General features: G+C 73.7%; 20 protein-coding genes. 1 reads left to right on the forward strand and 19 read right to left on the reverse strand.

What is annotated here, in order from left to right; translation table 11 throughout:
* Window positions 1–107 precede the first annotated feature (107 nt).
* From hisF to hisD, 12 genes are all read right to left on the reverse strand, one after another.
* Complete coding sequence (hisF, locus tag V6U90_RS00005) at window positions 108–875, reverse strand: imidazole glycerol phosphate synthase subunit HisF (protein WP_334430341.1); 768 nt, start codon at window positions 873–875, stop codon at window positions 108–110.
* 151 nt (window positions 876–1026) lie between these two features.
* On the reverse strand, window positions 1027–2034 hold the full coding sequence (locus V6U90_RS00010) for an NADP-dependent oxidoreductase (protein ID WP_334430343.1): 1008 nt from the start codon (window positions 2032–2034) through the stop codon (window positions 1027–1029).
* 66 nt (window positions 2035–2100) lie between these two features.
* On the reverse strand, window positions 2101–2517 hold the full coding sequence (locus tag V6U90_RS00015; RefSeq protein WP_334430844.1) for an organic hydroperoxide resistance protein: 417 nt from the start codon (window positions 2515–2517) through the stop codon (window positions 2101–2103).
* A gap of 5 nt (window positions 2518–2522) precedes the next feature.
* A complete protein-coding gene (locus V6U90_RS00020; protein WP_334430344.1) occupies window positions 2523–2969 on the reverse strand; it encodes a MarR family winged helix-turn-helix transcriptional regulator in 447 nt (148 codons plus the stop codon).
* A 36-nt stretch (window positions 2970–3005) separates the two neighbouring features.
* Entirely contained in the window at window positions 3006–3398 is a 393-nt protein-coding gene (locus V6U90_RS00025) for a RidA family protein (protein WP_334430346.1), read from the reverse strand.
* Window positions 3395–4120 (reverse strand): bifunctional 1-(5-phosphoribosyl)-5-((5-phosphoribosylamino)methylideneamino)imidazole-4-carboxamide isomerase/phosphoribosylanthranilate isomerase PriA, encoded by a 726-nt coding sequence (gene priA, locus V6U90_RS00030; protein ID WP_334430348.1) that lies wholly within the window; start codon window positions 4118–4120, stop codon window positions 3395–3397. The genes V6U90_RS00025 and priA overlap by 4 nt, the downstream gene beginning before the upstream one ends.
* Before the next feature lie 14 nt (window positions 4121–4134).
* The gene (locus tag V6U90_RS00035) at window positions 4135–4461 is read right to left on the reverse strand and encodes a hypothetical protein (protein WP_334430350.1); all 327 of its coding nucleotides are present in this window, start codon (window positions 4459–4461) and stop codon (window positions 4135–4137) included.
* 82 nt (window positions 4462–4543) lie between these two features.
* Complete coding sequence (hisH, locus tag V6U90_RS00040) at window positions 4544–5179, reverse strand: imidazole glycerol phosphate synthase subunit HisH (RefSeq protein ID WP_334430352.1); 636 nt, start codon at window positions 5177–5179, stop codon at window positions 4544–4546.
* Entirely contained in the window at window positions 5176–5349 is a 174-nt protein-coding gene (locus V6U90_RS00045; protein ID WP_334430353.1) for a hypothetical protein, read from the reverse strand. The genes hisH and V6U90_RS00045 overlap by 4 nt, the downstream gene beginning before the upstream one ends.
* Before the next feature lie 28 nt (window positions 5350–5377).
* On the reverse strand, window positions 5378–5989 hold the full coding sequence (gene hisB / locus V6U90_RS00050; RefSeq protein WP_334430354.1) for an imidazoleglycerol-phosphate dehydratase HisB: 612 nt from the start codon (window positions 5987–5989) through the stop codon (window positions 5378–5380).
* Complete coding sequence (locus V6U90_RS00055) at window positions 5986–7062, reverse strand: histidinol-phosphate transaminase (RefSeq protein ID WP_334430355.1); 1077 nt, start codon at window positions 7060–7062, stop codon at window positions 5986–5988. The genes hisB and V6U90_RS00055 overlap by 4 nt, the downstream gene beginning before the upstream one ends.
* Window positions 7059–8369, reverse strand: coding sequence for a histidinol dehydrogenase (hisD, locus tag V6U90_RS00060; RefSeq protein WP_334430846.1), 1311 nt, complete (start codon window positions 8367–8369; stop codon window positions 7059–7061). The genes V6U90_RS00055 and hisD overlap by 4 nt, the downstream gene beginning before the upstream one ends.
* A 234-nt stretch (window positions 8370–8603) precedes the next feature.
* Between hisD and V6U90_RS00065 the strand changes: the two genes are divergently transcribed.
* Window positions 8604–9299: an LON peptidase substrate-binding domain-containing protein gene (locus V6U90_RS00065; protein ID WP_334430356.1), complete on the forward strand. Its 696-nt coding sequence runs from the start codon at window positions 8604–8606 to the stop codon at window positions 9297–9299.
* On the opposite strand, the gene V6U90_RS00070 is transcribed toward V6U90_RS00065, so the two are convergent.
* The 7 genes from V6U90_RS00070 to V6U90_RS00100 form a co-directional block, all read right to left on the reverse strand.
* Window positions 9214–9969: a DUF2567 domain-containing protein gene (locus V6U90_RS00070; protein ID WP_442933501.1), complete on the reverse strand. Its 756-nt coding sequence runs from the start codon at window positions 9967–9969 to the stop codon at window positions 9214–9216. The genes V6U90_RS00065 and V6U90_RS00070 overlap by 86 nt on opposite strands.
* A 130-nt stretch (window positions 9970–10099) precedes the next feature.
* Window positions 10100–11758, reverse strand: coding sequence for a MinD/ParA family ATP-binding protein (locus V6U90_RS00075; RefSeq protein ID WP_334430358.1), 1659 nt, complete (start codon window positions 11756–11758; stop codon window positions 10100–10102).
* 114 nt (window positions 11759–11872) lie between these two features.
* The gene (locus V6U90_RS00080) at window positions 11873–12910 is read right to left on the reverse strand and encodes a hypothetical protein (RefSeq protein ID WP_334430360.1); all 1038 of its coding nucleotides are present in this window, start codon (window positions 12908–12910) and stop codon (window positions 11873–11875) included.
* A gap of 114 nt (window positions 12911–13024) precedes the next feature.
* On the reverse strand, window positions 13025–13984 hold the full coding sequence (locus V6U90_RS00085) for an RluA family pseudouridine synthase (protein WP_334430361.1): 960 nt from the start codon (window positions 13982–13984) through the stop codon (window positions 13025–13027).
* Window positions 13981–14652, reverse strand: coding sequence for a signal peptidase II (gene lspA / locus V6U90_RS00090; protein ID WP_334430362.1), 672 nt, complete (start codon window positions 14650–14652; stop codon window positions 13981–13983). The genes V6U90_RS00085 and lspA overlap by 4 nt, the downstream gene beginning before the upstream one ends.
* Window positions 14653–14711: 59 nt before the next feature.
* Complete coding sequence (locus tag V6U90_RS00095; RefSeq protein WP_334430363.1) at window positions 14712–15131, reverse strand: TraR/DksA family transcriptional regulator; 420 nt, start codon at window positions 15129–15131, stop codon at window positions 14712–14714.
* 223 nt (window positions 15132–15354) lie between these two features.
* Entirely contained in the window at window positions 15355–16857 is a 1503-nt protein-coding gene (locus tag V6U90_RS00100) for a potassium/proton antiporter (RefSeq protein WP_334430365.1), read from the reverse strand.
* Window positions 16858–16865 lie beyond the last annotated feature (8 nt).

The following is a 16865-nucleotide window of genomic DNA, read 5'->3' on the forward strand; positions in this document are numbered from 1 at the left end:
TCAACTTTTACCGATCACCACCACGCCGGACATCCATCACAACCGGGCACCTTCAGCCCATACGAAACACGGCCTAGCGCACCGAGCCGACAGGCGGACCCAGCCGGCTAGCGGACCGGGTGCCCGGCGCCGCGTAGGGCGTCCTTGACCTCACCGACACTCAGCTCGCCGAAGTGGAAGACGCTGGCGGCGAGGACGGCGTCCGCGCCGGCCGCCACCGCAGGCGGGAAGTGGGCCACCGCACCGGCCCCGCCGCTGGCCACCACCGGCACGTCCACCACCCGGCGGACCGCGCCGATCAGCTCCAGGTCGAAACCGTTCTTGGTACCGTCGGCGTCCATCGAGTTGAGCAGGATCTCACCGGCGCCCAGTTCGGCCGCCCGGTGCGCCCAGTCCACCGCGTCCATACCGGTGCCGCGCCGCCCCCCGTGGGTGGTCACCTCGAAGCCACTGCCGGTCGCCCCCGCCGGGGCACGCCGGACGTCCAGGGAGAGCACCAGCACCTGCCGGCCGAACCGCTCGGCGATCTCCGCGATCAGCTCGGGCCGGGCGATCGCGGCGGTGTTCACCCCGACCTTGTCGGCGCCCGCGCGCAGCAGGACGTCCACGTCCTCGACGCGGCGTACGCCACCACCGACGGTGAGCGGGATGAAGACCGACTCGGCCGTGCGGCGTACCACGTCGAGCATGGTGCCCCGGTCGTCCGAGGAGGCGGTCACGTCGAGGAAGGTCAGCTCGTCCGCTCCGGCCCGGTCGTACGCCGCAGCCAGCTCCACCGGGTCACCGGCGTCGCGCAGGTCGACGAAGTTGACTCCCTTGACCACCCGTCCGGCGTCCACGTCCAGACAGGGGATCACCCGTACCGCCACCGTCATGGGCTGAGCCTATCTCCCCGGATGAGTCGGCCGACCCGACCGGGTGGCCGGACCAGCGGGTGGGCCGCGACGGCGGGTGTGACGCGGGGACAAGTGTTAATAAGGGCCCCTTCCTCTACCGAAAGCGATAAGAAGGGGCCCTTCCTTACACCTACAGGCGGACGAGCATCTTGCCGAGGTTCTCGCCGCGGAGCAGGCCGAGGAAGGCTGCCGGGGCGTTGTCGATGCCGTCGACGATCGTCTCGTCGTACCGGATCTCGCCGGAGCGCAGCCAGCCGGCCATCTCGCCGAGGAACTCGTCCCGCAGGCCGGCGTGGTCGCCGACCAGGAAGCCCTGGAGGGTGAGCCGCTTGCCGATCACCAGCGCCAGGTTGCGCGGCGCGGCCGGCGGCTCGGCGTCGTTGTACTGGGCGATCATCCCGCAGATGGCGGCCCGACCGTGGGTCCGCATCGCGGCGATCGCCGCCTCCAGGTGGTCCCCGCCGACGTTGTCGAAGTACACGTCGATGCCCTTCGGGGCGGCGGCCTTCAGCGACTCCTTCACCGGGCCGTCGTGGTAGTCGAACGCGGCGTCGAAGCCGAGCCCGAGCACCCGTTCCACCTTCGCGGGTGAGCCGGCACTGCCGACCACCCGACCGGCGCCCCTGCGCTTGGCGATCTGGCCGACCAGGCTGCCGACCGCACCGGCCGCGGCGGAGACGAAGACCGTCTCGCCGGGCTGCATCCGGGCCACCGCCAGCAGGCCCGCGTACGCGGTGAGCCCGGTCATGCCGAGCACGCTCAGGTACGCCGACACCGGGGCCAGCTCCGGGTCGACCACCCGGGCGGAGGCGGCGTCGACCACCGCGTACTCCCGCCAGCCGAGCCCGTGCAGCACCGTGTCGCCGGGGCGGATCCCGTCGGCGTTGCTGGTGAGCACCTCTCCGAGGGCACCGCCGTCGAGCGGCGCGTCGAGCCGGAACGGCGGGATGTAGGACTTCACGTCGTTCATCCGGCCCCGCATGTACGGGTCGACGGACATCAGGGTGTTGCGGACCAGCACCTGCCCGGGGCCGGGGGTCGGGACCGGGACCTCGACCAGCCGGAAGTTCTCCGGTGTGGGCCAGCCGTCGGGGCGGGAGGCGAGGTGGATCTCCCGTCCGGTGGTGGGTGCACTCATCGGTGCCCTCCTTCGGTGTCGCCGGGGCGCCGCCACCGCGACAGCGGTACGGCAGGGCCGGCACGGTCAGCGGACGGTCAGGGTGACGTCGATGTTGCCCCGGGTCGCGTTGGAGTACGGGCAGACCTGGTGGGCCTGGGCGACCAGGTCCTCGGCGACGGCCCGGTCGACCGCCGGCAGCTCGACGGCGAGCGCCACGGTGAGGCCGAAACCGCCGCTGCCGTTCGGGCCGATGCCCACCTCGGCGTCGACCGTCGAACCGGTGACGTCGGCCTTGGCCCGGCGGGCCACCAGGCGCAGTGCCGAGTGGAAGCAGGCGGCGTAGCCGGCGGCGAAGAGCTGCTCGGGGTTGAGCGCCCCGCCGGCACCACCCATCTCCTTCGGGATGGCCAGGTCGACGTCGAGCGTGCCGTCGGAGGTCTGGACGTGGCCGTCGCGGCCGTCCCCGGTGGCGTGTGCGGCGGCGGTGTAGAGCACCTGCATGGTCGTCACTGCTCCTTCTGTTGGTGGATCGTCGCGGTGATCCTGGTGAGGGTGTCCCGGAGGGCGACCAGCTCGTCGCCGGTGAGCCCGGTCGCGGCAGCCACCCGGTAGGGCACCTGCTCGACCCGCTCCCGCAGTGCCCGGCCGGTGTCGGTCAGCGCGACGGTCACCCGGCGCTCGTCGACCGTCGACCGGCGCCGGGCCACCAGCCCGGCCGCCTCCAGCCGCTTGACCAGCGGGGAGAGCGTGCCGGAGTCCAGCCGCAGCTCGGCACCGAGCTCGGAGACGGTGGGCGGGTCGTCGCCGCGTTCCCAGAGCACGAGCAGGACCAGGTACTGCGGGTAGGTCAGGCCCAGCTCGTCGAGGATCGGCCGGTAGACGTCGGTGACCGCACGGGACGCGGCGTAGAGCGCGAAGCACACCTGCCGACGCAGCACCAGATCATCGTTCACGGGTGAACGATAGCGCGCGATTAAGTTGTGCGCAACTTAATCGCCTCCGAGGTACGCCTCCACCTCAACCTCCACCAGGTGGTCCGGGTGCAGCAGCCCGGCCACCACCACCAGCGTGGCCACCGGCCGGACCGCACCGAAGACGGCGTTGTGCGCCCGACCCACCTCGTCGGCGTACGACCGGTCCACCACGTACATCCGGGTCCGCACCACGTCGGCCGGACCGGCACCCACCTCGGCCAGCGCGTCCAGCGCGATCCGGAACGCCTGGGCGGTCTGCGCCACCGCGTCACCCACGTGGGTGACCTGCCCATCGACGGTCGACGTGCAACCGGCGGTCAGCGCGAGCGCACCGGCCCGGACCACCCGCGAGTAGCCGTACGTCCGCTCCCACGGGCCACCCGAGCCGAGCCGGGTCACCAGCGTCACGGCCGGGCCAGCGTCTCAAGCGCCTGCGCCACGGTGAACGCACCGGCGTAGAGCGCCTTGCCGGCGATCACGCCCTCCACCCCGACCGGCTCCAGCGTGGCCAGCGCCCGCAGGTCGTCGAGCGTCGAGACACCACCCGAGGCGATCACCGGCGCGCCGGTCCGCGCGCACACCTCGCGCAACAGGTCCAGGTTCGGGCCGCGCATGGTGCCGTCCTTGGTGATGTCGGTCACCACGTACCGGGAGGCGCCCGCCTTGTCCAGCCGCTCCAGCACCTCGAAGAGGTCACCGCCGTCCCGGGTCCAGCCCCGAGCGGAGAGGGTACGACCCCGCACGTCCAGCCCGATCGCCACCCGGTCGCCGTACTCGCCGACCACCCGGTCGCACCAGACCGGGTCCTCCAGCGCGGCGGTGCCGATGTTGACCCGGGCCGCACCGGTACCCAGCGCGGCGCGCAGCGACTCGTCGTCCCGGATCCCGCCGGAGAGTTCCACCCTGACGTCCAGCCGGCGCACCACGTCGGCCAGCAGCGCCGCGTTCGAACCCCGACCGAACGCGGCGTCGAGGTCGACCAGGTGGATCCACTCCGCGCCGTCGGACTGCCAGGCCAGCGCCGCGTCCAGCGGGTCGCCGTAGGTGGTCTCGCTGCCGGCGGCGCCCTGCACGAGACGGACGGCCTGGCCGTCGGCGACGTCGACGGCAGGAAGCAGGGTGAGGCTCAACTCGGTCTCCTCGATCAGGTTCTACGGTCCAGGGCGATCACCACGACCGCCGGAAGTACGAGCACCAGTACCAACGACAGCAGCACCCGCAGGGCGAGGTCGTCGACGAGTGCCCAGATCAGGGCGGCCACCGCCAGCACCACCAGCACGATCCCGGCCCGCTCCGCACGGGTACGTCGGGGTAGCAGCCGACCGGTACGCCGGTCCGGCAGCCGGGGGACCAGTCGCCGGAGCAGCGCCCGCCGGCGCTCCCGCCGGGCGCGTCTGCGCTGCCGGGCGGCACGTTCCCGCTCGGCCGCCACCTCCCGTTCGGCCCGACGGCGGGCCCGCTCCCGACTCACCGGCCCACCGGTCCGGCGACCAGCACGACAGCCGGCACCGGTCCGCCGCACCCGGGACGGGGCGCGGGCGCCGCCGCCCGGTTCACAGCGTGGCCAGCCAGTTGCCCAGCAGGGTGGCGCCGGTGTCGGCGGACTTCTCCGGGTGGAACTGGGCCGCCGACAGCGGACCCCGCTCCACCGCCGCGACGAAGTCGGTGCCGTGGTGCGCCACGGTGGGCACGGCACCGGCCGCGCGCAGCGCCACCACGTCGGACACCGCGTACGAGTGGACGAAGTAGAACCGGCTCTGCGCCGGCAGCCCGGCGAAGAGCACCGAGCCGGCCGGCGCGGTCACCGTGTTCCACCCCATGTGCGGCAGACGCTCGGCGGCGAGCCGGGTCACCCCGCCGGGCAGCAGCCCCAGCCCCTTGGTGACCACGCCGTGCTCCTCGCCGTACTCGAAGAGCACCTGCATGCCCACGCAGATGCCGAGCACCGGACGGCCGGCCGCGACCCGCTCGGCGATCACCGGCCCGGCACCGAGCGCCTCGATGCCGGCCATGCACGCGGCGTACGCCCCGACCCCCGGTACGACCAGGCCGTCCGCGTCCGCCGCAGCGGCGAGGTCGGCGGTCACCGTGACGTCGGCACCGACCCGGGCCAGGGCCCGTTCGGCGGACCGCAGGTTGCCGGAGCCGTAGTCCAGGACCACCACCCGGCGTGTGGTGCGCTCACTCATGAACCCTCCCCGGGGATCAGCCAGAGGATGCCGCCCGCAGCGGCCAGCAGCGCGAGCAGCCCGACAAAGAGCACCGCCGTGCGCCCGGCCCCCTGCCGGTGCATCGACCAGGCCCCACCGACCAGCACGCCGGAGAGGGCCAGCAACAGGACCGGCAGTACCGAGCTCACCGCGGCGCCCCCGCCGCCGGCCCGGACATCAGAGCGCCCCCTTGGTGCTGGGGATCACGCCCGCCGACCGGGGATCGATCGCGGTGGCCTCGCGCAGCGCCCGGGAAACCGCCTTGAACTGGGCCTCGACCACGTGGTGCGCGTCCGGGTGCCCACCGGGGCGGGCCGCCCGCAGCACGTCCACGTGCAGGGTGATCCGGGCCGCCTGCCCGAACGACTCGAAGATGTGCCGGGTCATGCTGGTCGGATAGACCGGCCCGATGTACGGCGCCAGGACCGGTTCGTCGTGCACCACGTACGGCCGGCCGGAAAGGTCGACGGCGGCCCGGACCAGTACCTCGTCCATCGGGACGGTGGCCGAGCCGTACCGCCGGATGCCGGCCTTGTCGCCCAGCGCCTGGTCGAACGCGGCGCCCAGGGCCAACGCCGTGTCCTCCATCGTGTGGTGCGCGTCGATCTCCAGGTCGCCGACGGTCCGCACGGTGAGGTCGAAGCCACCGTGCCGGGCGATCTGGTGCAGCATGTGGTCGTAGAAGCCGATGCCGGTGCTGATCTCGGCCCGGCCGCCGCCGTCGAGATCCAGCTCGACGAGCACGTTCGTCTCCTTGGTGACCCGCTCCACCCGGGCGGTCCGGCTCATCGGGACAAAACCTCCATGGCGCTGAGAAGAGCATCGGTTTCGGCGGGGGTGCCGGCGGTGACCCGCAGCCAGCCGGGCAGACCGACGTCGCGGACCAGCACCCCGGCGTCCAGCAGTGCCTGCCAGGCCACCGCCTGGTCACCGTCGACCGAGAAGAGGACGAAGTTGGCGTCGCTGTCAGCCACCCGGTGACCCCGGCGGCGCAGCTCGGTGACGATCCGGTCGCGCTGCTCGCGGATCGCCGCCACGGTGGCCAGCAGGACGTCCCGGTGGGCCAGCGCCGCCCGGGCCGCGGCCTGGGTGAGCGCGGAGAGGTGGTACGGCAGCCGGACGAGCTGGACCGCGTCCACCACGGCCGGGTCCGCCGCCAGGTAGCCCAGCCGGCCACCGGCGAAGCCGAACGCCTTGCTCATCGTGCGGGTCACCACCAGCCGGGGATGCCCCGGCAGCAGCTCCAGCGCGGTCCGGGTGCCGGCCCGGGCGAACTCGGCGTACGCCTCGTCGACCACCACCATGCCGGGGGCGACGTCCAGTACCGCCCCGATCACCGCCGGGTCGAGGGCGGTACCGGTGGGATTGTTCGGTGAGCAGAGGAAGACCACATCCGGGTGGTGTGCCCGGACCTGGGACACCGCGTCGTCGACGGTCAACCCGAAGTCGGCGCCCCGGCGGCCGGCGATCCAGCCGGTACCGGTGCCGAGCGCCAGCAACGGGTGCATGGAGTAGGCCGGGGTGAAGCCCAGCGCCACCCGGCCCGGCCCGGCGAACGCCTGTAGCAGCTGCTGCTGGATCTCGTTGGAGCCGTTCGCCGCCCAGACGTGCCCCGTGGTCAGCCCGTGGCCGAGGTAGTCGGCCAGGTCGGCGCGGAGCGCCAGCGCGTCCCGGTCCGGGTAGCGGTTGAGGTCCCGCAGCTCCGCCGCGACCGCCTTGCCGATCGCGTCGACCACCGCGTCGGGTACCGGATAGGAGTTCTCGTTGGTGTTCAGCCGTACCGCCACGTCGAGCTGCGGCGCGCCGTACGGCGACCGCCCGCGCAGGTCGTCGCGGATCGGCAGGTCGTCGAGGGTGGTCACCGGAACCTCACCTGGACGGCCTGGCCGTGCGCCGGCAGGTTCTCCACGTTGGCCAGGGTCACCACGTGCGGGGCCACCTCACGCAGCGCCGCCTCGTCGTACTCGACCAGGTGGATGCCGCGCAGGAACGACTGCACCGACAGCCCGGAGGAGTGCCGGGCGCAGCCCCCGGTGGGCAGCACGTGGTTGGAGCCGGCGCAGTAGTCGCCGAGCGACACCGGCGCGTACGCCCCGACGAAGACGGCCCCCGCGTTGCGGACCCGCAGCGCCCACTGCCGGGCGTCCCGGGTCTGGATCTCCAGGTGCTCGGCCGCGTACGCGTCGACCACCCGCAGACCCTCCTCCAGGTCGTCGACGAGCACCGCCCCGCTCTGTTCCCCGGTCAGCGCGGTGGTGACCCGCTCGTGGTGCCGGGTCGCCGGTACCTGCCGGGCCAGCTCCGCCTCCACCGCGTCGACCAGCTCCACCGACGGGGTGACCAGGACGCTCGCCGCAAGGGGGTCGTGCTCGGCCTGACTGATCAGGTCGGCGGCCACGTGCGCGGGGTCGGCGGTGTCGTCGGCCAGGATGGCGATCTCGGTCGGCCCGGCCTCGGCGTCGATGCCGACCACCCCGCGCAGCAGCCGCTTGGCGGCGGTCACCCAGATGTTGCCCGGCCCGGTGATCATGTCGACCGGCTCGCACCAGCCGGTGCCGTCGGCGTCGGTGGCGCAGCCGTAGGCCAGCATCGCCACCGCCTGGGCGCCGCCGACGGCGTAGACCTCGTCGACGCCGAGCAGGGCGCAGGCGGCGAGCACCCGGGGATCGGGCAGGCCCTTGTTGTCCGGCTGCGGCGGGCTCGCCACCACCAGCGAACCGACCCCGGCGGCCTGGGCCGGGACCACGTTCATCACCACGGTCGACGGGTACATCGCCAGCCCGCCGGGGACGTAGAGGCCGACCCGGCCGACCGGTACCCACCGCTCGGTGACCGTGCCACCCGGGACCACCTGCGTGGTGTGGTCGGTACGCCGCTGGTCGGCGTGCACCCGCCGGGCCCGGCTGATCGACTCCAGCAGGGCGGCGCGTACCTCGGGTTCGAGGTTCTGCTCGGCGGCGGCGATCTCCGCCACCGGTACCCGCAACCGGTCGAGGGTCACCCCGTCGAAACGATGGGTGGCGTCCCGGACCGCCGTGAAGCCATGCTCGCGGACCGCCTCGACGAGCGGGCGGATCTTCTCGACCGCCACGGAGACGTCGAGCTGGGCACGGGGCAGCAGGCGGCGCGGGTCACGGGCGCCGCCGCGCAGGTCGATCCGGTTCAACACCCCTGCGAGTCTAGGCGGCGGGCCCGCGGCCGGCCCGCGCCGTCCGGGTGGCGGGACGGTGAGCCGGACCACCCCGACCAGCACACCACCATTCCCGCCGATCATGGAGTTGTGGTGCCCCACGAATGCCGCCATACGGGATCAGTCACCCACCACACCTCCATGATCGACAAGGCGGGACAGGCGAGTGGGACGGGCCCCGCCGGTTGGGCCCCGGCGGGCTACGCTCGGATGGTGAGTGCGCGGCTGCCGATCTTCCCGCTCGGGACGGTGCTCTTCCCCGGTCTGGTCCTCCCACTGCACATCTTCGAGGAGCGGTACCGGACGCTGGTCAACAACCTGGTCGGGCTGCCCGACGACACACCACGCGAGTTCGGGGTGGTGGCGATCCAGAGCGGCTGGGAGGTCGCGCCGGCCGGCGGCACCGGTCCCGGCTCCGCCTCGGTCAGCCTGCACGAGGTGGGATGCACCGCCGAGGTACGCCAGGTCACCGAGCTGGCCGACGGCGGGTTCGACCTGGTCACCGTGGGCAGACGCCGGTTCCGCATCATCGACGTCGACCAGGACGCGGCACCGTACCTCACCGCCGACGTGGAGTGGCTGCCCGAGCCGGACGGCCCGGACGAGGTCGCCGAGCTGCTCACCCCCCGGGTCACCGCGGTGTTCCGGCAGTACCTCGGCCTGATCCGGCCGGAGGCCGCGGAGATCACCGAGCAGCTACCCGACGACCCGACCGTGCTGTCCCACCTGGTTGCCGCGACCGCCGCGCTGACCATCACCGACCGGCAGCGACTGCTGGCCATCGACGGCACCGCCGACCGGCTCCGCGCGGAGCTGCGTCTGCTCAACCGCGAGGCGGCTCTGCTGCGTCAGGTCCGGGCGGTCCCGGTGCCGCTGGCGGAGCTGGCGGTGCCGCCGAGCCCCAACTGACCTCCGGTCCCGCGCCGGCCCTGGCTCCGGGCGCATCACCCGCGCCGGGCCCGGTCGCCGGCAGCCAGGGTTGCGGCTCGGGCTCCGGGTGCAGCGACGGCCACTGCGACCAGCCGGCGAGCAGGGTGTACGCCACTGCGGCGCCAAACGCCGGGATCAGCACGTCACCCTGGACGGTGGGGATCACACCGAGCACCCACTCGAACCCACCTGCCCGCAGGTCGGCGGGCTTGTCCAGCGCCTGCCCCACCTCGGCGGCATCCAGCAGCCGCTGGTAGCCGGCCAGCCCGATCTGCCGCCCGAGTCGCCAGGCCACCAGGGCAGCGCCGGCACTGCCGAGGACCGCGACGAGCAGCCCGACCGGTCCGCGTACCCGGCGCACCAGTAGCCACACCCCGATCGCGGCGAGCACGCCGAAGCCGAGCCCGAGCAGGCTGAACCATCCGTCGGCGGCGATGAACTGCTCCGGCTGCGGCTCGGCCAGGACCGCGCCGTCCTCCGTCCGCACCACCGGTACCCGGGGCGCCAGGGCGTACCAGAGCAGGCCGAGTGGCACGCCGAGCGCGGTCAGCGCCACCACGGCGCCGGCACAGATCCCGACCGTCCGGCCGGGCCGGCGGGGCGGTTCGTGCAGGAGGGTCAGGGTGCTGACGTAGGCGCTGTCGACCACGGGACGGTCGGGCTCTCCGGTGGGCTGGCTCACCGGATGATCCTCTCAGGCGTCCCCGCCGGCCGTGGCCCGGACCGGCCCGGGTGGGACAGGCAGGCCGGCCCGGGTGGGACAAGCCGGCCCGGGTGGCTCAGCGGGCGAAGGGTTCCAGCATGACCGCCGCCGCCCGCAGCCAGGCGTCCCGGGTCTCCTGCTGCAACTGGTGGTACTCGATCGAGGAACCCGCCTCCAGGGCCGGGTCGTACGGCACCACCGCGACCGCCCGGGTCCGGGTGGCGAAGTGCCGTTCCAGGTCGGTCTGCAACGGCGACCGGCCCGGGGTGGGGCAGGAGATCAGGGTCACCGCGTTGTCGGCCAGCTCCCCCATGCCGACCTCGTGCAGCAGGTCCAGCATCCAGTCGCCGCTGAACGCGGCGTCCTCGCGGGGCACCGTGGTGAGCACGAGCTGGTCGGCGGACTGCATCACGCTGCGCCAGTTGGGGCTCTCCACGTTGTTGCCGGTGTCCACGCAGATCACCTCGTGGGTCCGGCGGAGCAGGTCGAGCACCCGCCGGACGGTGAACTGGTCGAGCCGTTGGGCGAACCGGGGGCTCTCCTCCCCCGCGAGAACGTCGTACGACCCGTCGGAGGCGTGCCGCAGATAGTCGTCGAGCCGGTCGTGCAGGTCCGCGCCGTGCCGGGTCTCCACATCGGCCAGGTCGGTGACCAGGTGCCGGATCGTACGGGCGTGCCGGGCGCTGCCGGCCCGCAGTCCGAGGGTGCCGCGCAGCTCGTTGTCGTCCCAGGCCAAGACGCCCCGCCCGCGTACGCTGCCGACGGTGGCCGCGGCGAGCACGGTGGCGGTGGTCTTGTGTACCCCGCCCTTCGGGTTGGCGAAGGCGATCACCCGGGGGGTGCCGAAGTCCCGTCGCAGCACACCGACCGCCCGCTCCGTCTCGTTCGCGGGGGCGGGACGCTGCCACTGGCCCCGGGCCGGGTAGCCGCCGGCGGCCGGCGTCGCCGTGGTCACCGGCGTCGAGGCCGAGGCCGGCAACGCCGGCCGGGTCGGGTAGGCGTACTCGACGGCGGGCGCGGACCGGGCCGGATAGCCGCTGTCGAGCGGGCGGGCCGGATGGCCACTCTCCACCGCTGGCGCGGTACGGGCCGGGTAGGCGCTCTCCACCGACCGGGCCGGGTAGCCGCTCTCCACGGCCGGTACCGACCGGTCGGGGTAACCGGTGTCGACCGGCCGGACCGGATAGCCGCTCTCCACCGCCGGTACCGACCGGGCCGGGTAACCGCTGTCCGGAGCCGGCCCGGCCTGGGGCGGCTCACGCCGGTAGACCGGCTCCGCCGGGGCGGCGGCGGGATACGTCGGCTCGGCCCGGTAGCCGTTCTCCAGCAGCGCGTACCGGGACTCGGCCGGCGGTTCGGGCGCATGCCGGTAGCCGTTCTCCAGCAGCGCATAGCGCGACTCACCGGTCGCCGGCGGGTCGGGCCGGAGAACCGGGCCCGGCTCCGGCAGGGGGCCGCCGCCGGAGTAGCCGGCGGGGGCGGCCCGTCCGGCGTACGCACCGCCCGCCGTGCGTCGGGGCAGCGGAGGCCGCTCAGGATCACCGGGTACGGCGGAACGGCCGGCCCGGGTCGGCAGGGTGGACGGGTCGTCGACGGCCGGCGGCGGGTCGTCGACGGCGTGCCCACCCTCGCCCTGCTCCGTCGGCCGACCGTGGAGCCGGGCCCGGTCCAGCAGCGCGCGCCAGCGCGGTGCTGGTTCCGCAGGCCGGCCCCAGCCGGTCTCGCTGCCGTCCACGGCTCGCCCTCCCAGCGCCCTCGGTTCCCCGCCTGACAGGCTACGGAAGCAAACCCTATTCGGACCAGATCGTGGCGGATACACCACCGTCGCCGTGCTGACCCGCGACGGTACTCACGGGCTGCCCGCCGGAGCCGCCGAAGGGGGCGGCGGTGAGGGCGGCGGCGGGTCCGTCCCCCAGGTCGGACCGGGTGTCACCGACTCGTCCGGATGTCCGGGGGACGTGGCCGGGGCACCCGGGATGGATTCCGCTCCGGTGGTCATCCCGGTCGCATCCGGGGTGACCTGGCCGGCGGCGTCGGACACCCGGGCGGCGGGCGCCGGGCTCCCGCCGGCCGTCGGTAGGCCGGTGTCGGCGGGTGGACGGACCACGTCGACCTGCTCGGGCAGCGGGGGTGAGAAGACCGCGCGGTCCAGTCGGTCCACCTCCGGTGCCGGGTCGACCCCGCGTACGCCCGGCCGGCCGGCCACCGCCCTCAGGGCGGTCGGTTCGGCGCGGACCACCGCGGCGTAGACGCAGGAGCAGTGCGACCGGTACGCCGCAGCCTCGGCGGCGGCCACCTCGGCCCCACTGACGTAGACCTGCCGCAGTTCACGGTCCTCGACGGCGTCCCCGGTGACGGCGGCGGCGCGGGCCCGGTAGTCCGCCGCCTCGCGGTCCTTGCGGCGGGCGAGTTCGTCCATCCCGGCCAGCACGTCCTGCGGGACCCGGAGCGCGGGGATCCGGACGATCTGGGTCTGCCGGCCGGGCAGCGGCACCCGGCCGAGGACCTCGGCGACGGCCACCTCACCGAGCAGCGGGGCCAGCCGGTCCGGGGCGAGATAGTCGGCGAGCGAGACCAGGGCGTACGTCTGCCGCCCGCCCTCGCCCGCGGCCAGCGCGGCCAGTTCGTCCCCTGCGGTACGCAGGTAGCCGGGAATGGACTGCCCCTCGGTCACCCCGACCCGCGCGGTGGTACCCAGCGTCGGGTCGCCGGTCGGCGGCCGGTCGGTGGTCCACACGGCGGTGAGCAGCACCGCTGCCGCGCAGAGCACCGCGACGACGGTCAGCGCCCGGGGTCGGGCCGGCCCTTCGCCCATCCGGGTGACCGTCCGACCGAGTCGGGGCAGCAGCCGTTCGTCGAGTCGTCGCAGCAGGTCGCCGGCTCGCACGGTGGCTCACCCCCCCTCGTCGCTGTTCCGCCCGGCCCGGTACGGCCACCGGGTGCCGCCACCGGCCCGTCGGCCCGGTGCCGCAGCGGGCCGTCAGGTGTCGGACGGACGCGCTCAGTCGCGCAGGATGCCGAGCGCGCGATCCAGGTCGTCAGGGTAGTCGCTGACGAACTGGACTTCCTCCCCCGTTCGGGGGTGCAGGAAGCTGAGCGACCGGGCGTGCAACCACTGGCGGGTCAGCTTCAGCCGGGCGGCGAGCGTCGGATCGGCACCGTAGGTGAGGTCACCCACGCACGGGTGCCGCAACGTCGAGAAGTGCACCCGGATCTGGTGGGTACGCCCCGTCTCCAGCCGCACGTCGACCAGGCTCGCCGACGGGAACGCCTCGACGGTGTCGTAGTGCGTGATGCTGGGCTTGCCACCGGAGACCACCGCCCAGCGGTAGTCGTGGGTGGGGTGCCGGTCGATCGGGGCGTCGATGGTGCCGCGTAGCGGGTCGAGGTGTCCCTGGACCACCGCGTGGTAGCGCTTCTCCACCTCGCGGTACTTGAACGCCCGTTTGAGGGCGCTGTACGCCTGCTCACTCTTGGCAACCACCATGATGCCGGTGGTGCCGACGTCGAGCCGGTGCACGACCCCCTGCCGTTCGGCGGCACCGCTGGTGGCGATGGTGTGCCCGATCGCGGCGAGGGCGCCGATGACGGTCGGGCCGGTCCAGCCGGGGCTGGGGTGCGCCGCGACCCCGACCGGCTTGTCGACCACCACGATGTCGTCGTCGGCGTAGACCACCCGCAGGCCGGGGACCGCCTGCGGGACGACCACCGGTGCGCTGGCCGGGGCGGGCAGGGTCACCTCCAGCCAGGAGCCGGCGTTGACCTTGTCGGACTTGCCGCGTACCACCCCGTCGACCTGGGCGTCGCCGGCCTCCACCAGGGACGCCGCCGCCGTCCGGGACAACCCGAAGAGTCGGGACACCGCCTGGTCGAGGCGCATGCCGTCGAGGCCGTCCGGGACCGGCAGGGACCGGGTGTCACCGGCCGGGCGGGCCCGTCCCGCGTCGAAGACCGAGGTCATGCCCGCTCCCGCTGCTCGCTCTGGTCGCTGTCTGCCGGCGTCCCGGCGGCGTCCGGGTTCCGGCCGTTGTCCGCCGGCTCCGGGTCGTCGCCCGTCGTGTCCGGCTCGCCGGACCGGCCGAGCCGGGTGCCGTCCCGCTGCCGGCCGGTCAACTCCAGCAGCACGGCGAGCAGTACGCCGCAGACCAGGGAACTGTCGGCCAGGTTGAACACCGGCCAGACCTGCCCATACGGGTCGAAGAGGCTGACCATGTCGACCACGTGACCGATGAACGTACCGGGTGCCCGGAAGATCCGGTCCGTCAGGTTACCCAACGCCCCACCGAGGACCAGACCGAGGGAGACGGCCCACGGGACGGACCGCAGCCGCAGCGCCATCCAGGCGATCCACCCGACCACCCCGAGGGTGATCAGCGGGAAGATCCAGGTGTGGTCCGAGCCGAGGCTGAACGCGGCACCGCTGTTGCGGGTCAGCGTCAGGTAGACCGCCCCGCCGAGCAGGCGTACCGGCTCCCGGTCGGTGAGGGTGACCAGGGCGAGATGCTTGGTGCCGAGGTCGGCGAGGAGTGCCACCAGGGCGACGGCCAGCAGGATCAGGGTGGCGCGCCGCCGGGGCTGACCGGGTGGCGGCTCGGCGGTGTCGGACCGGTCGGGCCGTGCTGCGGTCATCTGCTCCCCATCGACGCTCAGCGGTGATCCCTCACCGGCTCCGAGGCCGGGGAGCGCCGCTACCGGCGCTCCTCCAGCTGCTTGCAGGTCACGCAGAGGGTGGCCGAGGGAAAGGCGGCGAGCCGTTCGACCGGAATCGGGTTGCCGCACCGCTCGCACCAGCCGTAGCTGCCCTCGTCGAGCCGTTCCAGTGCCCGCTCGACCTGCGTGATCCGTTCTTTGATGCTGTTGGCGAGTGAGATCTCCTGCTCGCGCTCGAACGTCTTGGTGCCGGTGTCGGCCTGGTCGTCCCCGGCCGAGTCGGTCAGCCGGTCGCGCTGCAGCTCGGTGATGTCGCTCAGCGTCTGATCGTACTCGGCACGCAGTTCGTCGTACCGGGCCGCCAGGGCCGCCCTGATCTTCTCGGTCTCGGCGGCACTGCGGTCGGCCTTGACGGCCGGTTTGCGGCCGGCGGTCCTCGTGTCGGCTGGCTTCGCCATCGTCGCCCTCCCTTGGCCGCGGAGCCCGCGGCGATCGGCGGTGCCTGACAGGGCCCCCGGCCCGGCGGACCCCACGTACAAAACGGGCGCGCGGCCGGCGGCCGCGCACTCCAGAGATTGGCAAGAATACGGAACGTACAGGCGTGCGACAACATGCCGCACCAACACACCGCATCCGAGCCCGGACTAAACTCGTAATCAGGGCAGCACGAACGGTAGCAGACTATTCGCCTGAATCGTCACCGTACTCGCCGAACCAGCGGGCCAGCCGCCCCCGCCGGCTCACCGCCCGCAGCCGCCGCTCCGTCGCGTCGCGGACCTCGACCGAGGCCACGATGAGCAGGCTGTCCCCCACCTTCAACCGGGTGTCCGGCCCGGGTACGAAGCCCGTGCCGTCCCGCAGTACCAGCGTCACCGAGGCGCCCATCGGCAGGCGCAGCTCGTCCACGTGCACTCCGCCCAGCTTCGAGCCGGGTGGGATCTCCAACTGGAGCAGGTCGGCGCGCATCCGCTCCAGCGGCGCGGTCTCCACCCGGATCTCGGCCGCCTCGGCCGGCGCGGTGACCCGCAACCAGCGGGCGACCGGCGCGAGGGTGCCGGCCTGCACCAGTGTGAAGATCACCACCAGGACGAAGACCGCGTCGAAGAGCCGGTCCGCGCCCGGCACCCGTTCGGAGAGCGGGATCGTGGCGAGCACGATCGGCACCGCCCCCCGCAACCCGGCCCAGGACAGGAAGAGCTGCTCCCGGGGGCCGATCCGGAACGGCGTGGCGGAGGCGGCGACCGACAGCGGCCGGGCCAGGAAGAGCAGCGCCAGTCCGACCACCACCGCCGGCAGCAGCGCGTCGGCCAGCCGACTCGGCGTCACCAGCAACCCGAGCAGCACGAACAGGCCGATCTGGGCCAACCAGGCGAGCCCGTCGGCGAACCCGAGGATCGCCTGCCGGTGCGGCAGCCGGGCGTTGCCGAGCACCACCCCGGCGACGTACACGGCCAGGAAGCCGGAGGCGTGCAGCACCGCTCCGGCGGCGTAGGCGAGCACGGTCAGGCCGACTGCCGCGATCGGGTAGAGCCCGGACGACGGCAGGGCGGCCCGGCGCAGGGCCCACCGCCCGCCGAGACCCACCAGGAACCCGACCGCCGTGCCCATGGACAGCTCGTAGGCCACCAGCAGCACCTCGTACCACCAGGGGTGGCTGACCGGGCCACTGGCGGAGAGCAGCACCACGAGCAGGACCACCGGGGCGTCGTTGGTACCCGACTCCGCCTCCAGGGTGGCCACCAGCCGGGGCGGCAGGCGCAGCCGGCGGAGGGTGGCGAAGACGGCCGCCGCATCGGTGGAGGAGAGCACGGCCCCGTAGAGCAATGCCAGTCGCCAGTCGAGGTCGAGCAGGAGATGCCCGGCCACCCCGACCACCGCGATGCTGACCAGCACGCCCACCGTGGAGAGCGCGGCGGACAGTCCGAGCACCGGGCGCAGGGTGCTCCACCGGGCGGTCAACCCGCCCTCCGCGATGATCACGATGAGCGCGCAGAAGCCGAGGACCCGGGTGAGTTCGGCGTCGTCGAACCGGATGCCGAGGCCGGCCTCACCGATCGCCATGCCCAGGGCGAGATAGACCAGGAGGCTCGGCACCCCGAGCCGGGTGGAGAAACGGACCGCCCAGACCGCCACCAGCAGCACCGCCGCGCCGAGCAGCAGCGCCAGGTCGAGCCCGCCCGTCACGGTCGGCC

Origin of the sequence: Micromonospora sp. CPCC 206060 (genome assembly GCF_036906895.1) — a bacterium.
Lineage (GTDB): Bacteria > Actinomycetota > Actinomycetes > Mycobacteriales > Micromonosporaceae > Micromonospora.

Bases quoted from the DNA above. Each gene is read 5' to 3' on its own strand.
- V6U90_RS00010 (WP_334430343.1), bottom strand. From the start codon at position 2,034: ATGAGTGCACCCACCACCGGACGGGAGATCCACCTCGCCTCCCGCCCC.
- V6U90_RS00095 (WP_334430363.1), bottom strand. From the start codon at position 15,131: ATGGCGAAGCCAGCCGACACGAGGACCGCCGGCCGCAAACCGGCCGTC.
- hisB (WP_334430354.1), bottom strand. From the start codon at position 5,989: ATGAGCCGGACCGCCCGGGTGGAGCGGGTCACCAAGGAGACGAACGTG.
- hisH (WP_334430352.1), bottom strand. From the start codon at position 5,179: ATGAGTGAGCGCACCACACGCCGGGTGGTGGTCCTGGACTACGGCTCC.
- hisF (WP_334430341.1), bottom strand. From the start codon at position 875: ATGACGGTGGCGGTACGGGTGATCCCCTGTCTGGACGTGGACGCCGGA.
- V6U90_RS00085 (WP_334430361.1), bottom strand. From the start codon at position 13,984: ATGACCTCGGTCTTCGACGCGGGACGGGCCCGCCCGGCCGGTGACACC.
- lspA (WP_334430362.1), bottom strand. From the start codon at position 14,652: ATGACCGCAGCACGGCCCGACCGGTCCGACACCGCCGAGCCGCCACCC.
- V6U90_RS00015 (WP_334430844.1), bottom strand. From the start codon at position 2,517: ATGCAGGTGCTCTACACCGCCGCCGCACACGCCACCGGGGACGGCCGC.